The following is a 15,318-nucleotide window of genomic DNA, read 5'->3' on the forward strand; positions in this document are numbered from 1 at the left end:
CGGCTCAGGTGGACCGGCCGCGGCGGAGGGCTCGGCGCCACCAGGCCGGCCGGTCGTCCGGCGTACTTCCGCGGCCGGTGAAGCGCCGTCGGCGCGACTTCGCCGGCGCCTGGCCGGTCGGGTCGGCTCCGGCGTCCGCGGGAGGAGGCGCCTCTCCCTTGGCCAGGCGCTCGGCGCGTTCGGCCCGCCAGCGCTCCACCACCTGGTCGGCGTTGGCCGGCCGCACCGGGATGGGTGGCCCGAGCGGGGCCCGGAGCCAGGCGACGATCCGGAGGTTGAGGTCGGCCACGGCGTCGCGTACTTCCCGCTCCGTACGTAGCTTGCGGACCGTCTCGGGCAGCCGCTCGACCTCCTTGCGAAGCTGCAGGGGGAGTGGCAGCAGGTCCTCGCCCGAGTGGCCCTCCTTGTGCAGGTGCCGCATCACCCAGACCTCGTCGTAGGGCTTGTCCAGGTCCGTGAGCGGTTTGCCCGCGCCGGGCAGATTGTCGAACTCGCCACGTTCTGTCGCCTCACGGATCTGCTGGTCGACCCACGACTCGAAGCCCATCCCCGGCGGCTTGCGCTTGGTCATGGGGCCAATTGTCCTGCGGCCGGACGGCAGTCCGCCACCACGGAGACGGGGCCAGGGACACGATCTTGAGTGCAGGGGCACGGGTGTGCGGCGAGCGGATCACCGGCGTGCTAACCTCATGGCTTGAGTTGCAGTTGTGGTACCCATGAACGTTCACGCGCTCGTCGGTTGCGACCGCCGGGCGCTTTGTTTTCCGGACTTTCCTCCGGAGGGGCACTCGTAGCGGCGACTCCGACCCGCACACAGGGTGCGGGTTCGGCAACGCATCCCTGAAGGAGCAAGCATGGCGACTGGCACGGTCAAGTGGTTCAACTCGGAAAAGGGCTTCGGCTTCATCGAGCAGGACGGCGGCGGCGCCGACGTCTTCGCTCACTACTCGAACATCCAGTCCACGGGTTACCGTGAGCTGTTCGAGGGCCAGAAGGTGGAGTTCGACGTCACGCAGGGCCAGAAGGGCCCGCAGGCGGAGAACATCCGTCCGGTCTGAGCCGGAGTCGAAGGTAACGCCCTTTACGAGCGTTGACCGTTAGAGGACTGAGCCCGCACCCACATGGTGCGGGCTTTTTCCTTGTCCGGATCGGTTCCGTCCGCGTTCTGTTCGCGTGCGAGATCGCCCGTCTGCGGGATGATGAGCGCTGAGTCCTGCCGATCTTGGAGGTGGCGATGCCCGACGCGTGGGGGATCGAGAGCCGGTACGTCGACGCGACCGACAAGAAGCAGCAGGTCCCCCCGGAGGTGGTCGAGCGCCTGCGGGAGATCATCGGCACGCCCACCGACGACGCCGGACCGCTGATCGTCGGTGAGGGTGAGCAGACTCACACCGGCCCGGGCGAGGTCGTGCTGGAGGACGGCGGGACCGTCCTCGTGCCGACCGGGACGCCGGCCGATCTTCCCCTCGGCTACCACACGTTCGTCGACCGTTCCGGGACCGAACGCCGGCTGATCGTCGCCCCCCGCCGCTGCCACCTTCCGCAAGGTTGGCGGGCCTGGGGATGGGCCACCCAGCTGTACGCCACCCGGTCGGCGCAGAGCTGGGGGATGGGCGACCTCGCCGACCTTGCCCGGCTGGCCCGCTGGTCCCGGCAGCGCGGCGCGGGCTTCCTGCTCGTCAACCCGATCGGCGCCGTCGCGCCGTCCCTGCCGCAGCAGCCGAGTCCGTACTTCCCGGCCAGCCGCAGGTTCCGCAATCCTCTCTACCTCCGGGTCGAGGACGTGCCGGGCGCCGAGCTGGCGGCCGACGACGTACGCCTCGCCGCTGCCGCCGGCCGCGAGTTGAACGACCATCGCACCATCGACCGGGACGCCGTCTGGCAGTTGAAGCAGTCCGCTCTGGAGGCCGTCTGGGGCGCCGGCGGCGCGAGCACGGAGTTCGATCGGTGGTACGCCGCCCAGCCGGCCTCGCTGCGGCAGTTCGCCACCTGGTCGGTGCTGGTCGAACAGCACGGCGCCGACTGGCAGGAATGGCCGGCCGAGCTGGCCCGTCCGCAGGGGCCCGCGGTCGCCGAGGCCGGGGAGCGGAACGCCGACCGGGTGCGCTTCCACGCCTGGCTGCAGTGGCTGGTGGAGGGCCAGCTCGCCGCGGCCGGACGCGACCTCGCGGTGATGCAGGACCTGCCGATCGGGTTCGACCCGCACGGCTTCGATGCCTGGGAGTGGCAGGACCTCGTGGCGCTGGAGGCGTCGGTCGGCGCCCCGCCGGACGAGTTCAACCAGCTCGGCCAGGACTGGGGCCTGCCGCCGTTCATCCCGTGGCGGCTACGGGCGGCGGGCTACCAGCCGTTCATCGACACGATCCGGGCCAGCATGTCCGCGGGCGGAGGCCTGCGGGTCGACCACGTGATGGGGCTGTTCCGGTTGTGGTGGATCCCGGACGACAGCGGCCCCGGCGGCGGCGCCTACGTCCGGTACCCGACCCGCGACCTGCTCTCCCTGGTGGCGCTGGAAAGCACCCGAGCCGGTGCAGCGGTGGTCGGTGAGGATCTCGGGACGGTCGAGGAGGGCGTCCGCGAGCAGCTGGCCGAGCGCGACATCCTGTCGTACCGCCTGCTGTGGTTCGAGGAGGACGACCCGGCGACCTGGCGGGCGAAGTCGATGGCCGCGGTGACCACCCACGACCTGCCCACGGTGGCCGGTCTGTGGGACGGCAGCGACCTGGACACCCAGCGGCGCCTCGGTCAGCAGCCGAACGAGGAGAGCACCGCGGCGATCCGCGACCGGCTGGCGAAGGCCGGTGGACTGGACGGCGACGCCGACTCCGACGCCGCCGTGGTGGCCGCGTACGAACTGCTCGCTCGGGCGCCCGCCACGCTGCTCACCGCGACGCTCGACGACGCGCTGGTGGAGCCCGAACGCCCCAACATGCCGGGCGCCGACGAGGTCCGCGACAACTGGTCGCTGGCCCTGCCGGCCACCCTGGAGGACCTCGAGTCGCACCCGACCGGCGGTCGCATCGCCGAGATCCTCTCCGCCGGTGTCGCAGGCGCCGCGGTCACTCCCGACAGGCCGGGCACGAACGCACCACGGTGAGCCGAGCGACGCGGAGGCGGCCCGTGGTTACCCGGGCTCGTGCCGGGTAGGCGCATGACACGTTCGCCCGCCCGCCGCGTCGACAGGAGCTCACAGTGTCGGGAACCCAGCCCAGCGACAGCGGGCCGCGTGACCGGCCCGCGTCCGGCTCGACCGGCCCGTCCGACCGGCCCGGTGACGGCGGCATCGCGTACTCCCGCCCTCCCTACGACGGCACCGGCCGCTCGATCCTCGCCGGTGTGCTGATCGGGATGGGCGTCGCGACGTTCGTCGACGAGACGCTCTTCCACCAGTTGCTGCACTGGCACCACTTCTACGACCGCTCCACCCCGACGGTCGGCCTGGTCTCCGACGGCTACTTCCACGCCGCCGGGTGGCTGGCGATCGTCGGTGGTCTCTTCATGTACGCCGACCTGCACCGGCGGCACGCGACGGTGCCGAAGCGGGTGTGGGCCGGCGGACTGCTCGGCTGGGGCGGCTTCCAGGTGTACGACGGGCTGTTGCAGCACAAGGTGCTCGGCCTGCACCAGATCCGGTACGGCGTCGAGATCCTGCCGTACGACCTGGTCTGGAATCTCACCGGGGTCCTGGGCGTCCTCGTCGGACTGTTCCTGCTCCGCGGTGCACCGCGCGCCATCGCCGCCCGATGACGGGGCCGGCGACAGCCGCGCAGGCGATGGGCAAGCACACGATGGGCGAGCACACGATGGGCGAGCACACGATGAGCGGGACCTGGCTGGCGCTGGTCCCGGTGGTCGCCGGTGCCGTGGCGTACGGGCGGGCGGCCGGCCGGTTGCGGGCTCGCGGCGTCCGGTGGCCGTGGCGGCGTACGGCAGCGGCCGCAGCCGGCCTGGCGGGCCTGCTCGCCATCCTGACCCCGGTGCTGACGCTGACCCCGCTGATGCCGCCGGGGGCGCACTTCCCGGTGCACGTTGTGCGGCACCTGGTCCTCGCCATGCTCGCGCCGCTGTTGCTGGCGCTGTCCGCCCCGGTGACGCTCGCCCTGCGGACACTCGGCGGAGACGCCCGGCGGTTGCTGCTGGCGCTCCTGCACAGCCGGGTCGTGCGGGTGGTCACCTTGGCGCCGGTCGTGCTCGTACTCGAGGTCGGCGGGATGTACGCGTTCTACCTCACCCCGCTCTTCGCCGCGGCCGGCCGAGAGCCCGCCCTCGGGTTGCTGGTCGACGTACACATGCTGCTGGCCGGATGTCTGCTGACGTGGTATGTCGCGGGGCGCGACCCGATGCCTCGCCGGCCCTCCACCCGCACCGCCGCGGTGGTGCTGCTGCTCGCCGCCGGCAGTCACGACGTACTCGCCAAACTGATGTATGCGGAGACGTTGCCCCGTGCTGCCGGCGGCGCCGAGCAGGTGCGGCTCGGTGCGCAGGTGATGTTCTACGGCGGAGACGCGGTGGAGGTGTTGCTGGCGACGGCGCTGCTCACCGGGTGGTACGCCCGCGTTGGCCGCCGGTTGCGCGCGGAACGGCGGCGGGCGGCCGCTCAGGCGCCTGCGGGTTCGGTTCCCGCCGGCGCGGCACCGAGCGGTTCGGTGCTGGACGGTTCGGCGCTGGGCGGTTCGGTGCTGGATCGTTCGGTCGGCTCCGCCGCGGCCGTGGCCTCGGACCTGCCCGCACCGTCGGCCGGCTCGGGGCGCAGCGCTTCGTCCAGGGTGGGGTAGACGTCGAACACCCGGTCCAGGCCGGTGATGTGCAGGGCCCGGCGCGGACCTCGGGGCGGTGCGGCCAGGCGCAGGGTGACGTCGAGTGCGTCGGCGCGACGCTTGACGGCGAGCAGCGTGCCCAGGCCGGTGGAGTCGAGGAACGCCACCTCACTCAGGTCGACCACCACGACCGGGCGGCCGTGGTGGATGAGCGGCAACAGATCGGAGCGGACCTGGGGGGCCGTGGCCACGTCGATGTCACCGGACAGGGTGACGACGAGGTGGCGGCAGGTCTCGGCGGTCCAGGAAACGTCGACGGCGGGAACGAGCACTCCAATCCCGGGAACGTTTTCAGGGAGGTTGCCGGGGAAACTGTCAGTCGGGCTGTCCGAAAAGCTGCCCGGAGAATCGCAATGTGGTTGGAGGGTCGGGGTCGGCTTGGTCATGGCCGGTCCTTCGCAGGGGTGCACGGATGCGGCCTTTCGGCCACCGGCTGTTTTCCCAACCGCTTGCCACTGTAGCGCCGTACTCAGCGTTCGAAAGGCCGGGGAGGGACAGGAGGCTTGCCACTCACGCGGTTGATGAGGTCGGTGGCCACGTCCCGTAGCCGCCGGTTGTTGTTCTGCGAATGCCTGCGGAGGATGTCGAACGCCTGGTCAGCGTCGCAACGCTGCTGGCCCATCACGATGCCGACGGCCTGGTCGATGTAGGTACGGGAGACCAGCGCCTGCTCCAGTTGCGAAGTCAGGTCGGCCTGCTCGGTGTGACGCACAGTGAGCGCCAGCGCCGTCGACGCCTGTGTGGCGAACGTCTCCGCCCGGGCACGCTGGTCCCCGTCGAAAGCGTTCGGCCGGTCGAACGCGTAGAAGTTGAGCGCGCCGAGAGTCTCGTCGCCCACTTTCAGCGGCAGGCTCAGGGAACACAGGACGCCGAGCTCGGCCGCGGCGGCGCTGTACTTGGGCCACGTCGTGTCCGTGGCCTGGCATTTCACCTCGAGGATGTGGCCGGTGTCGAGCGTGGCGATGCACGGGCCCTCGCCGAAGTCGTACTGCTTCTGGTCGACCAGGGCGGCGCGGTCGTCGCTGGTGGCGATCGTGATCGCCTCGCCGTCCCGGCGGATCGTGATGCCGCACGACGCGGGGGGGCTCGTGACCTCGGAGGCCAGCGAGGCAACCTGCTTGAGGAACTCCTCCAGCCGTGGGCCGGTGAGCAGCAGGGACTGCAGGGACCCCAGCAGACCGCTCAGGTCGACCGCCGGCGGATTGGGCTCCGGGCGCTGATCCATCGGCGTCCGTCTCCTCACATTCCAACAGAAAGCGAGCAAGGCGACCGGTCGCACCTTGAGTGCCCGCTGAACTGTCCACCGTACGGGATCCGGGCCGGAAATGCCGATCGCGCCGGCCAAGGGGGCAGGGGCCGGCGCATGACCAGCCTCTATCAGCGGTTCGTCCCGTGCAGGGCCACCGGGTCACCCACCGTGATCGACCCCGGAGTGGCGACCGTGGCGAGCACGCCCAGGCAGTTGTCGTGCGCGGCCGCGATCATGCGGAGCACCTCTGAGGAGTGCGGGAGTGCGCCCTGGGCCAGGTTGACCATGACGCAGCGTTCGAGGGGCCGCACGAAGGTGAGCCGCACGGTGCCGATTCCGGCCTGCCGGCCCACCCAGTCGTCCTCGGCGAACGGCCGGCAGCCTGGCGGGGTCCGGACCAGGAGGTTGGGCCGGAAGCGGCGCTCGTCCACGGGCACGTCGGGTACGGCAGCTCGCACCCAGTCCAGCGTTGCCGTGGTGAGGACGCTGATCGGCAGCTCGTCGAAGTGCGAGATCTCGCCCTCGGGTGCCAGCTCGACGTCGTCCCGGTTCAGGTAGGAGCGCAGGAACGGGTTCGCGTCAGGTACGGGGTCGCCGTCCTCGTCGAGAAGGACGGGTTCGTCGGTGCCCGGAGCCAGCCGCGAGCCCAGCTGAAGCAGGCCGTCCATCCTGGTGAACCGCCGGGTGCTCTTGCCCGACCCCAGCTTCCCCCGTGCGTCGCGGACCGCGAACCGGCGGTCACCCACCAGGCCGCGCGCGTCGAGGTCCGCCTGTCGCAGCAGCTCGCCGCCGACCGACTTGATCGGATACCGCCAGACGCGTTCGACGACGCCGACTTCCTCCGCCCCGATTCCCTCCACGCCGAGACCGTAGCCGTCGGTGGAGGCGGGGTGGAAGGACAGGTCAGGCGCTGAGCTGGCTGAACATCCAGCGGTGGCCTTCCGGGTCGGCGGCCCGGTAGAGGATTCCGTGACCGGTGTCCTCCACCTCCGACAGCATCGCGGCCCCGCCGGCCTTGGCTCGGTCGAAGTGCGCACGCACGTCGCCGACCTGCACGAACACGCCGTTCACGATGTACGGGGTGTCCATCCAGCGCCTGGCGGCCTCGCAGGTCCGCACGTGCGTGGCGGGGCTCTCGTACCCGTTGGCGAAGTCGACGAGCATGACGACACCCTGACCGGTGCCGTCGCCGTGGGCGAGTTCGGCGTGCGTGATGCGCCCGTCGTCGTCGGTGAACCGGAAGCGCTCGGTGAAGCCGAACGCGGTGGTGAGGAACTCGATCGCCGCACTCGCGTTCTCGTAGGCGAGCATCGGAACCACGGTGGGGAGCTTCGTCTCGGTCATGCCGCGCAGCTTGCCAATTGTTAGCCAAAAGTGCAACTATTTCGGCGTGGTGAACCAAACGGAATCGCGGGTGGACGAGGCGTTCGGCGCCCTGGCCGACCCGACCCGCCGCCGCGTCGTCGAGTTGCTCGGCGCCCGGCCCTACCGCGCCGGCGACCTGGCCCGCGAGGTCGGCACGTCCGCACCGGTGATGAGCCGGCACCTGCGCGTCCTGTTGCGGGCCGGCCTGGTGACCGACGAGCGGCCACCCGACGACGCCCGGGCGCGGATCTTCTCGCTGCGTGCCGACCAGCTCGCCGCGGTGTCGGCCTGGCTGGACCAGGTGCAGGCCCACTGGACCGAGCAACTCGGCTCGTTCCGCCGGCACGTCGAACGCCGGAGCCGCTGGTGAGCCGTACGTCCGCCCAGGCCAGCGTCGAGGTCGACGTCGACCGGTTCACCGCGTTCACGATCTTCACCGAGGAACTCGACCTGTGGTGGGTGCGCGGGCCGATCAACCACCACGACAGTTCCCGGCTCGCCGAGCTGCGGATGGAGCCCGGTGTCGGCGGCCGCGTACTGGAGATCTACGACGAGTCCACCGGAGACGTCCTGGAGACCGAGCGGATCACCGTCTGGGAGCCGGGCGCCCGGCTGGTCCTGCGGGGCAGCGTGCAGGACACCGAGACCGACGTACGGTTCGAGCCGACCTCGACCGGTGGCACCCGGGTCCACGTGTCGCAGTACCTCCGTCCCGGCGGCGACCCGGCGACCGTCGGGTTCGGGTGGGCCAACATGCTGCGCACCTTCCTGGCGTGGAGCCTGCGCCGCGACACCGCGCCGCGTACACCACGCGAGGTCGGCCGGCTGGGACTGGCGCTGTACTACCGAGACCCGGTGGCCGCGGCGCGCTGGCTGCGGGAGGTGTTCGGGCTCGGCTCCTGGGACGTCGACCGCACACCCGCCGAGGGCGAGCACGCAGAGTGGGTCGACTTCCACGTGGGCGACAGCCTGGTGATGCTCTTCCGGCAGGAGCACGAGGACGGCGGTGCGGACGGCGGTGCGGTCCCCGGGATGGACGGTGGCGGACCGGAGCCGCGGCGTACGCGCGTTCCATGGGTGCACGTGGACGACCTGGACGCGCACTTCGCCCACGCCCGCGACCACGGGGCGCGGATCGTCGCCGGGATCGGTTCGCACCCGTTCCGCAGCTACGTCGCCGAGGACCTCGAAGGACACCAGTGGGTCTTCGCGCAGGCCCGGCCGACCATGCGCTGACCGGCATCCCGCGCACAGCCAGACCGTTCGGGTTCGGCCGAAGGGTCGGCTGCCTACAGTCGTCCGGTGAGCACGACCGAAACCCCCGATGTCCCGTCCGCGTCATCGGCGTCCCGGCCCTCCGGCTGGTTGCCGGCGCTGGCCGCCGCGACCACCGTGCTGTTGTGGGCCTCGGCGTTCGTGGCGATCCGCCACGTGGGCGCCCACCTTTCGCCCGGAGCGCTGTCGCTCGGGCGGCTGCTCGTCGGCAGCGTGGTGCTGGGCGTGGTGATGCTCGCCCGGCCGTCGCCCCGGCCGGCCCCGTCGATGTGGCCCCGGCTGGTGGTGTGCGGAGTGTTGTGGTTCGGCGTCTACAACGTCGCGCTGAACGCCGCCGAACGCCGGGTCGACGCCGGCACCGCGGCGATGGTGGTCAACGTCGGGCCGATCCTGATCGCCCTGCTGGCCGGGCCCTTTCTCGGCGAGAGGTTCCCGGCCGCACTGCTGCTGGGCAGCGCGGTCGCGTTCGCCGGCGTGGTGGTGATCGGGGTGGCGACGTCCTCGGGGTCGGGTGCGGACACCGCGGGCGTGGTGTTGTGCCTGGTGGCCGCGGTCGCCTACGCAGTGGGGGTGGTGGCGCAGAAGCCACTGCTCGCGCGGCTGCCGGCGTTGCAGGTGACCTGGCTGGCATGCGTCATCGGGACGGTCGCCTGTCTGCCGTTCGGGCCGGAGCTGGTACGCGAGGCGGCCGCGGCCCGGCCGTCCACTCTGGGGTGTGTGGTGTTCCTGGGGGCGTTCCCGACCGCGATCGCGTTCACGACCTGGGCGTACGCGCTGTCGCGGACGAGTGCCGGCCGGATGGGTGCCACGACGTACCTCGTACCGCCGGTGGCGATCCTGCTCGGGTGGCTGCTGCTCGGCGAGGCGCCTGCGTCGCTGGCGTTCGCCGGGGGAGCGCTGACGCTGGTCGGGGTGGCGCTCACCCGGCGGGGGACGACGAAACGGGCCCGTCAGGCAGGCGTGGCGGTGTCGACGGGCTCGGTGTCCTCGGCGGACTCGGCGGCGGTCTCGTCGCCGTACGACCGAAGGTGACGGAACATCACGCCGGACACGACGGCGACCGCGGTGAGGACCACCGCGCCGACGACCGCGGTGATCGCCAGGCCGCCGGTGAACGCATCGCGCGCGGACCCCAGCAGGGCCGCGGCCAGCGGCTCGGGCAGTCCGCCGGCGGTGACCACTGCGCCGGGGAGGCTCTCCCGCGCCGCGTCGGCGGCCACGGCCGGGACCCCGGCGGGAACGCTGACCTGGGCGCCGTAGAAGGCCGCCGCGATGCTGCCGAGCGTCGCCACGCCGAGGGCGACGCCGAGTTCGCCGCTGGTCTCCGACATGCCGGAGGCGGCTCCGGCCTTCGTTGGTGGTGCCGCGCCGACGATCAGGTTGACCCCCAGCGCGGACGGCGCGGCGATCCCGACGCTGGCCAGTGCGAAGCCCACCAGCAACGTGACCAGTCCGTAGCGACCGGCCGCCAGCGCGACCACCAGCAGCCCCAGCGCCGCGATCGCGAACCCGCCCGCCGAGACGACCGCCGGGCGGAACCGGCGGGCCAGCTGCGGGGTGAGCATCGAACTGATCGCCATCGCGACGTTCACCGGAATGGTGGCCAGGCCCGCCCGCAGCGGCGACAGACCGGCGACGAGCTGGAGGTACTGGCTGATCAGCAGGAACGTTCCGGCCATCACGATCGCGCCGCCGAAGTTCATGCAGAGCGCGGTGCTGAACCGGCGTGAGCGAAAGAGCTCCAGGTCCAGCAGAGGATCGTCAAGACGAGTTTGACGACGGCAGAAGAACACGCCGAACGCCAGGCCGGCCACGACCGCCAGTGCGGGCCCCGCGTGCCAACCGCCGTGGGCGAGCTCCTTCAGGCCGTACACCACCGGGAGCACCGTGGCGAGCGCCAGGGCCACGCTGGCCAGGTCGATGCGGCCGGCCGGCTCGTCCCGGAACTCCGGCAGGAGGGCGGGTGCCATGGCCAGCAGGAGCACCATCACCGGGACGCCGAGCAGGAACGCCGAACCCCACCAGAAGTTCTGCAGGAGTACGCCGCCGACCAGCGGCCCGACGGTCATGCCGACCATGAAGCACGTCATCCACACCGCGATCGCCACGCCCCGCTGGTGCTGGTCCCGGAACATCGTCCCGATCAGCGACAGGGTCGACGGCATGAGGGTGGCACCGGCGACGCCGAGCAGGGCGCGGGTGGCGATCAGCATCTCCGCGGAGGTGGAGTACGCCGCGAGCACCGACGCGACAGCGAACGCCGTACCTCCGATCATCAGCAGTCGCCGGCGGCCGATCCGGTCGCCGAGGGTGCCCATCGTGACGAGGAAGCCCGCGATCATGAAGCTGTAGATGTCCATGATCCACAGTTGCTGGGTCGCGCTGGCGTCGAGACCCTCGCTCAGGTGGGGAAGGGCGAGGTAGAGGACGCTCATGTCGAGTGAGAGCAACAGCGTCGGCAATGCCAGCACGGCCAGCCCGGTCCACTCTCGTCGGCTTGCGCGGGGGCCAGGTGCGGTCGACTGGGAAGTCACGACGTTCCTTTCGGTCGTACTGCCGGTCCCGTCTCCTGGCCGTGCCGGTGGTGCCGCCGCGCAGCGAGTACGACGGTAGGTCCTCGGCCCGGGCGGGGAACAACCGGATCGTGTCCTCGGAGGAGACTCCGCGACGGCCGGAAAGTCATCGCCGGGGTTGGTCCCGGGAGGTTCGGGCGTCGACGGATAAACCTTGACGGCTATATAACCAGAGCGGCATATTAGTCCCTGGCGCGCGGGAGTCTCGCTCTCTCGGCGCTCTCTCGGACCCACTGCGCCGACCTCGTACGCACCGTCTCTTGGTAGGAGATCCATGGACCGCTCAAGTTTTCGACCGAGCCCACCCGCCCCGGCGGAGGTCGTCCCTGACGACGACCGCTGGATGCTCGTCCTCGTCCGCGAACTCCGCCACTCACCCGAACGTGTGTGGGCGGCGCTGACCGAGGCGGACCGGGTGCGCGAGTGGGCGCCGTTCGTCCCCGACCGCGATCTCGGCCGGACCGGTTCCGCGACACTGACGATGGTCGACGGCTCCACGTCGGACGACCTCCCCTCGACCGTGCGCCGGGCCGAGCCGCCCCGGTTGCTCGAGTACACCTGGGGTTCGGACCTGCTGCGGTGGGAGCTCGACGCCCAGGGAGCGGGCACCCTGCTGACCCTGAGGCACTCGGTGGGCGATCGGGAGATGGTGGCGAAGGTCGCCGCGGGCTGGCACCTGTGCCTCGACGTCGCCGAGCACCTGCTCGACGGGGAGCCCGTGGGCCCGATCCGCGGTATGGAGGCGATGGACTTCGGCTGGAGCGACGTCCACGACGCGTACGTGCGGATGCTGAAGGAACGCTAGCCAAGCCGTACGGGAGCCGGATTGGCGGAGTGGTGATCGGCAGCGCGCGTACCGCGTCGTCTTCCCGTGACCAGCGTGGTTCCGCCTATCGTGAGCCCATGTCGAAGTCGCAGGTCCTGGAGGTGGCCGGGCGTAAGGTGACCATCACCAACCCGGACAAGCTCGTCTTCCCTGCCGGCGGCCACACCAAGCTCGACCTGGTGCGCTACTACCTTGCGGTCGCCGACGGAGCCCTGCGCGGTATCGAGGGCCGCCCGATGATCCTGAAGCGGTTCGTCAAGGGGATCGAACAGGAGGCGTTCTTCCAGAAGCGCGCACCCGGCAACCGGCCGGACTGGGTGGAGGTGGCCAAACTCCACTACGCCTCCGGGCGTTCCGCGGAGGAGGCCGTGGTCCGCGACGCGGCCGGGCTGGCGTGGGCGATCAACCTCGGCTGCGTCGACCTCAACCCACACCCCGTGCTGGCGGAGGACCTCGACCACCCCGACGAGCTACGCATCGACCTCGACCCCGTCCCCGGCGTGGAGTGGAAGCAGATCCTCGACGTCGCGCTCGTCGCCCGGGAGGTGCTGGAGGACCACGGGCTCACCGCCTGGCCGAAGACCTCCGGCTCGCGCGGCTTCCACATCTACGCACGGATCGAACCCCACTGGACGTTCCGCGACGTGCGCCTCGCCGCGGAGACCGTCGCTCGTGAGGTGGAGAACCGCGCACCCGACCTTGCCACCAGCAAGTGGTGGAAGGAGGAACGCCAGGGCGTGTTCGTCGACTTCAACCAGAACGCCAAGGACCGCACGGTGGCTTCGGCGTACTCCGTGCGACCCACCTCCGACGCCCGTGTGTCCACGCCGCTGCGGTGGGACGAGGTGCCCGGCTGCCGGCCCGAGGCGTTCACACTGTCGACCGTCCTCGAACGCTACGCAGAACTCGGCGACCCGTGGGAGGACATCGGCACCGCCCACGGTTCCCTGGAACCCCTGCTCGACCTCGCCAGGCGGCTCGGCCCCGCAGAGAAGCCCCCCAAGGGGACCGGCCGGCGGCAACAGACGATGCCGCTGGTCGAAATAGCCCGGGCGAAGACCAGGGAAGAAGCTCTCGAAGGGCTGGAACGCTGGAAGGCCCGTCACTCCACCGTGGTCGGGCATCTGCACCCCGCCGACATCCTGGTCGACGGTATGCGCGGACGAAGCTCGGTCTGGTACCGCATCCGGGTCAACCTCCAGCACGTCCCCGAGGCGCAACGGCCACCGCAGGAACCCCTCGAGGTCGACTACGACCCGTGGGCGAACGCCCCGTGGGCGCAGGAGCGGGACAGCCGGTAGTACGCCGGTAGGCCGCGCGCCAGGACGGACAAGCACGGCCTTCCCGATCGCAAACACCCAGCTGCCCGCATGACCGGCACCACCGGTCGGAACTCCGGGTCCAACGGCCGGAAAACCCTGCTCGGAGCAGGCAGGATGGCGGGCAGTCGACCGTGCCCGGTAAGGCATTCCTGCCTGTGCGTAATGATGGAAGCCCTGGACCCCTAAGGACCGATGGTCGCTCGCGGTGACGACTCCCGCGCTGGTGCGTGCGAGGATGGGGAAGAGAATCGAGGTCTTCTGGTGACTCTCATCGCGAACGAGCGAGTACGGGGATCCTTGGAGCGGATCGCCGAAAGCGCCGCCGCGCTCACCGGCGCGGCGTATTCGGGCATAGTGCTGGTCGACGGCGAATCGCCCGAACTCGCCGTCTCGCACGGCCCGCACCACTCGACCTACGACTCGCTGTTGCTCGGCGCGGAGTCGGGCGTGCTGCGGCAGGTGCTCGGCAGCGACGGGCCCACGCACGTCACCGACGTCCACGGCCTGCCCGTGCCGCTGCAACGATCGCGGGAAAGTCGGAAGGCCGAACGAGCCGGCAGTACGCCTTCGACGCCGACCGGCGGCCTGCTCGGCGACCGCATCCTTTCTCCGGAGTGCGGTGAATTGTGCGGGGCGCTGGTCGTGGCCGCCAAACGCAGTGGCACCTTCACCGCCGAGGACGCCTGCGCGGTCACCGTCCTCGCCGACGCGGCCGGAGCGACGATCGAACAGGCCCGGATCGCGGCCCGGGAACGACGACGGCAGCAGTGGCTTTCCACCAGCGCCACGGTGACCAGCCTGCTGCTGAAGCACGTCGACCCGAAGGAGGCCCTGCGCGAGATCCTGCGGGGTGGCTTCCGCGAACTGTGCGGTGCCGACGTCTCCGCCGTGATGTGCGCCGATCCGGTCCGGCCGCACGTACCGCTGGTCATCGCCGCGGACGGGCTCGGGCTGGACGACATCCCGGTCACCGAGATGTCACCGGACAGCCTGACCGGGCGAGTGCTTCGTACCGGCGAGGAGATCATCAGCTCCGACCTGTCCGCGGTCGAGGGGTACAACCCCCCGCCCGTGTGCGCCAAGCGGCTCGCCGCGCTCGGACCCGGGATGCTGCTGCCACTGCAGGCCGGTGAACGGATCCTCGGCGTCCTCCAGGTCGGCTGGCGCCGTGGCTCTCCGCAGGGCCTGTCGGCGCTGGAGCAGGGTGAGCAGGTCGAGCTGGTACGCAGCTTCGCCCGTCAAGCCGCGCTTGCGCTGCTGCGGTTGCACTCGGAGGAGGACCGCGACCAGCTGCTGGTGCTACGGGAACGCGACCGCATCGCCGGCGAGCTGAGCGGCGGCGTGATCGAACGCCTGTCCCAGTCGCAGCTGGACCTGCACAGTGCCCTCGGTCTCGCCCGGCAGCCCGAGGTCCGCAGCCGCCTGCGGTCGGCCGTCGAGCGGCTGGAGGACACGGTACGGGCGATGCGTGAGATCGTGTTCCAGACCCAGGACGAGACAACCACGGACGTGCCGTCGACTACTTGGCAGCCGGTGCTGGAAGAGATCGACTCCGCGTGTTCGGCGGCCGGTCTGCATCCCCGGCTGGTGCTCGCCGGCCACCTGGACCGGACGACCCTGACCAGGTGGGTGCGGGCTGAACTCGCCGCTGCGGTTCGGCACTCGCTCGCGCTCACGCCGCATCTGTCGTCGACGTCGGTGGAGGTGTGCATCGAGGTCACGGTTGACGATCTGCTGCTGACCGTCTCCGATCAGGTGGGCAAGCCGGCTGCGACCATCGACGCCGAACGCATGGCCCCGCTGGAACAGTGCGCACGCGAACACGGCGGCCGGGTCTCCGTGTCGCAGACCGAGAACCACACTCGCATCGAATGGCACCTCCCCACCTGAC

General features: G+C 71.0%; 15 protein-coding genes and 1 pseudogene. 10 read left to right on the top strand and 6 right to left on the bottom strand.

The features are described from left to right. Positions 1 to 4 precede the first annotated feature (4 nt). Entirely contained in the window at positions 5 to 571 is a 567-nt protein-coding gene (locus BLU27_RS12845; protein WP_092653590.1) for a DnaJ family domain-containing protein, read from the bottom strand. 283 nt (positions 572 to 854) lie between these two features. On the opposite strand from BLU27_RS12845, the gene BLU27_RS12850 reads away from it, so the two are divergent. The 4 genes from BLU27_RS12850 to BLU27_RS12865 all read left to right on the top strand — a co-directional run bounded on the left by BLU27_RS12850 (position 855) and on the right by BLU27_RS12865 (position 4,775). Then, positions 855 to 1,058 carry a cold-shock protein gene (locus tag BLU27_RS12850; RefSeq protein WP_092653593.1) on the top strand — a complete coding sequence of 68 codons (204 nt, stop codon included), beginning with the start codon at positions 855 to 857 and terminating at the stop codon, positions 1,056 to 1,058. Between the two features lie 176 nt (positions 1,059 to 1,234). Continuing rightward, positions 1,235 to 3,097 (top strand): 4-alpha-glucanotransferase, encoded by a 1,863-nt coding sequence (gene malQ, locus BLU27_RS12855; protein ID WP_092653595.1) that lies wholly within the window; start codon positions 1,235 to 1,237, stop codon positions 3,095 to 3,097. Positions 3,098 to 3,192: 95 nt separating this feature from the next. Continuing rightward, the gene (locus BLU27_RS12860; protein ID WP_241827939.1) at positions 3,193 to 3,747 is read left to right on the top strand and encodes a DUF2243 domain-containing protein; all 555 of its coding nucleotides are present in this window, start codon (positions 3,193 to 3,195) and stop codon (positions 3,745 to 3,747) included. Then, positions 3,744 to 4,775, top strand: coding sequence for a cytochrome c oxidase assembly protein (locus BLU27_RS12865; RefSeq protein ID WP_092653597.1), 1,032 nt, complete (start codon positions 3,744 to 3,746; stop codon positions 4,773 to 4,775). The genes BLU27_RS12860 and BLU27_RS12865 overlap by 4 nt, the downstream gene beginning before the upstream one ends. A 26-nt stretch (positions 4,776 to 4,801) precedes the next feature. On the opposite strand, the pseudogene BLU27_RS31235 reads toward BLU27_RS12865, so the two are convergent. The 4 genes and pseudogenes from BLU27_RS31235 to BLU27_RS12885 form a co-directional block, all read right to left on the bottom strand. Beyond that, positions 4,802 to 5,203: pseudogene (locus BLU27_RS31235) on the bottom strand (STAS domain-containing protein); the annotation flags it as partial. Positions 5,204 to 5,286: 83 nt separating this feature from the next. Further along, entirely contained in the window at positions 5,287 to 6,042 is a 756-nt protein-coding gene (locus BLU27_RS12875) for a GAF and ANTAR domain-containing protein (RefSeq protein WP_092653601.1), read from the bottom strand. Positions 6,043 to 6,194: 152 nt separating this feature from the next. Further along, a complete protein-coding gene (locus BLU27_RS12880) occupies positions 6,195 to 6,926 on the bottom strand; it encodes an MOSC domain-containing protein (RefSeq protein ID WP_197681824.1) in 732 nt (243 codons plus the stop codon). 43 nt (positions 6,927 to 6,969) lie between these two features. Then, on the bottom strand, positions 6,970 to 7,410 hold the full coding sequence (locus BLU27_RS12885) for a VOC family protein (RefSeq protein WP_092653603.1): 441 nt from the start codon (positions 7,408 to 7,410) through the stop codon (positions 6,970 to 6,972). Positions 7,411 to 7,459: 49 nt separating this feature from the next. Here BLU27_RS12885 and BLU27_RS12890 point away from each other — a divergent pair, with 49 nt between their 5' ends. The 3 genes from BLU27_RS12890 to BLU27_RS12900 all read left to right on the top strand — a co-directional run bounded on the left by BLU27_RS12890 (position 7,460) and on the right by BLU27_RS12900 (position 9,738). After that, positions 7,460 to 7,801 carry an ArsR/SmtB family transcription factor gene (locus BLU27_RS12890; protein WP_241827940.1) on the top strand — a complete coding sequence of 114 codons (342 nt, stop codon included), beginning with the start codon at positions 7,460 to 7,462 and terminating at the stop codon, positions 7,799 to 7,801. Then, positions 7,798 to 8,667 carry a VOC family protein gene (locus tag BLU27_RS12895; RefSeq protein WP_092653607.1) on the top strand — a complete coding sequence of 290 codons (870 nt, stop codon included), beginning with the start codon at positions 7,798 to 7,800 and terminating at the stop codon, positions 8,665 to 8,667. Before BLU27_RS12890 ends, BLU27_RS12895 begins: the two co-directional genes overlap by 4 nt. Positions 8,668 to 8,733: 66 nt before the next feature. After that, positions 8,734 to 9,738, top strand: a complete 1,005-nt coding sequence (locus tag BLU27_RS12900; protein ID WP_092653609.1) for a DMT family transporter — start codon at positions 8,734 to 8,736, stop codon at positions 9,736 to 9,738. On the opposite strand, the gene BLU27_RS12905 is transcribed toward BLU27_RS12900, so the two are convergent. Further along, on the bottom strand, positions 9,657 to 11,240 hold the full coding sequence (locus tag BLU27_RS12905; RefSeq protein WP_241827941.1) for an MFS transporter: 1,584 nt from the start codon (positions 11,238 to 11,240) through the stop codon (positions 9,657 to 9,659). The two genes, BLU27_RS12900 and BLU27_RS12905, sit on opposite strands and share 82 nt — an antisense overlap. Before the next feature lie 313 nt (positions 11,241 to 11,553). On the opposite strand from BLU27_RS12905, the gene BLU27_RS12910 reads away from it, so the two are divergent. The 3 genes from BLU27_RS12910 (at position 11,554) to BLU27_RS12920 (ending at position 15,317) form a co-directional block, all read left to right on the top strand. Continuing rightward, positions 11,554 to 12,084: an SRPBCC family protein gene (locus BLU27_RS12910; protein ID WP_092653613.1), complete on the top strand. Its 531-nt coding sequence runs from the start codon at positions 11,554 to 11,556 to the stop codon at positions 12,082 to 12,084. A 98-nt stretch (positions 12,085 to 12,182) separates the two neighbouring features. Beyond that, complete coding sequence (gene ligD, locus BLU27_RS12915) at positions 12,183 to 13,406, top strand: non-homologous end-joining DNA ligase (RefSeq protein WP_092657630.1); 1,224 nt, start codon at positions 12,183 to 12,185, stop codon at positions 13,404 to 13,406. 282 nt (positions 13,407 to 13,688) lie between these two features. Next, positions 13,689 to 15,317: a GAF domain-containing protein gene (locus tag BLU27_RS12920; RefSeq protein ID WP_157728508.1), complete on the top strand. Its 1,629-nt coding sequence runs from the start codon at positions 13,689 to 13,691 to the stop codon at positions 15,315 to 15,317. Position 15,318 lies beyond the last annotated feature (1 nt).

This window comes from Actinopolymorpha singaporensis (assembly GCF_900104745.1).
In the GTDB taxonomy this organism is placed as follows: Bacteria; Actinomycetota; Actinomycetes; order Propionibacteriales; family Actinopolymorphaceae; genus Actinopolymorpha; species Actinopolymorpha singaporensis.

Excerpts from the sequence above, each read along its gene's own strand:
- BLU27_RS12910 (WP_092653613.1), top strand. The coding sequence starts at position 11,554 with ATGGACCGCTCAAGTTTTCGACCGAGCCCACCCGCCCCGGCGGAGGTC.
- BLU27_RS12865 (WP_092653597.1), top strand. The coding sequence starts at position 3,744 with ATGACGGGGCCGGCGACAGCCGCGCAGGCGATGGGCAAGCACACGATG.
- BLU27_RS12845 (WP_092653590.1), bottom strand. The coding sequence starts at position 571 with ATGACCAAGCGCAAGCCGCCGGGGATGGGCTTCGAGTCGTGGGTCGAC.
- malQ (WP_092653595.1), top strand. The coding sequence starts at position 1,235 with ATGCCCGACGCGTGGGGGATCGAGAGCCGGTACGTCGACGCGACCGAC.
- BLU27_RS12850 (WP_092653593.1), top strand. The coding sequence starts at position 855 with ATGGCGACTGGCACGGTCAAGTGGTTCAACTCGGAAAAGGGCTTCGGC.
- BLU27_RS12885 (WP_092653603.1), bottom strand. The coding sequence starts at position 7,410 with ATGACCGAGACGAAGCTCCCCACCGTGGTTCCGATGCTCGCCTACGAG.
- BLU27_RS12875 (WP_092653601.1), bottom strand. The coding sequence starts at position 6,042 with ATGGATCAGCGCCCGGAGCCCAATCCGCCGGCGGTCGACCTGAGCGGT.
- ligD (WP_092657630.1), top strand. The coding sequence starts at position 12,183 with ATGTCGAAGTCGCAGGTCCTGGAGGTGGCCGGGCGTAAGGTGACCATC.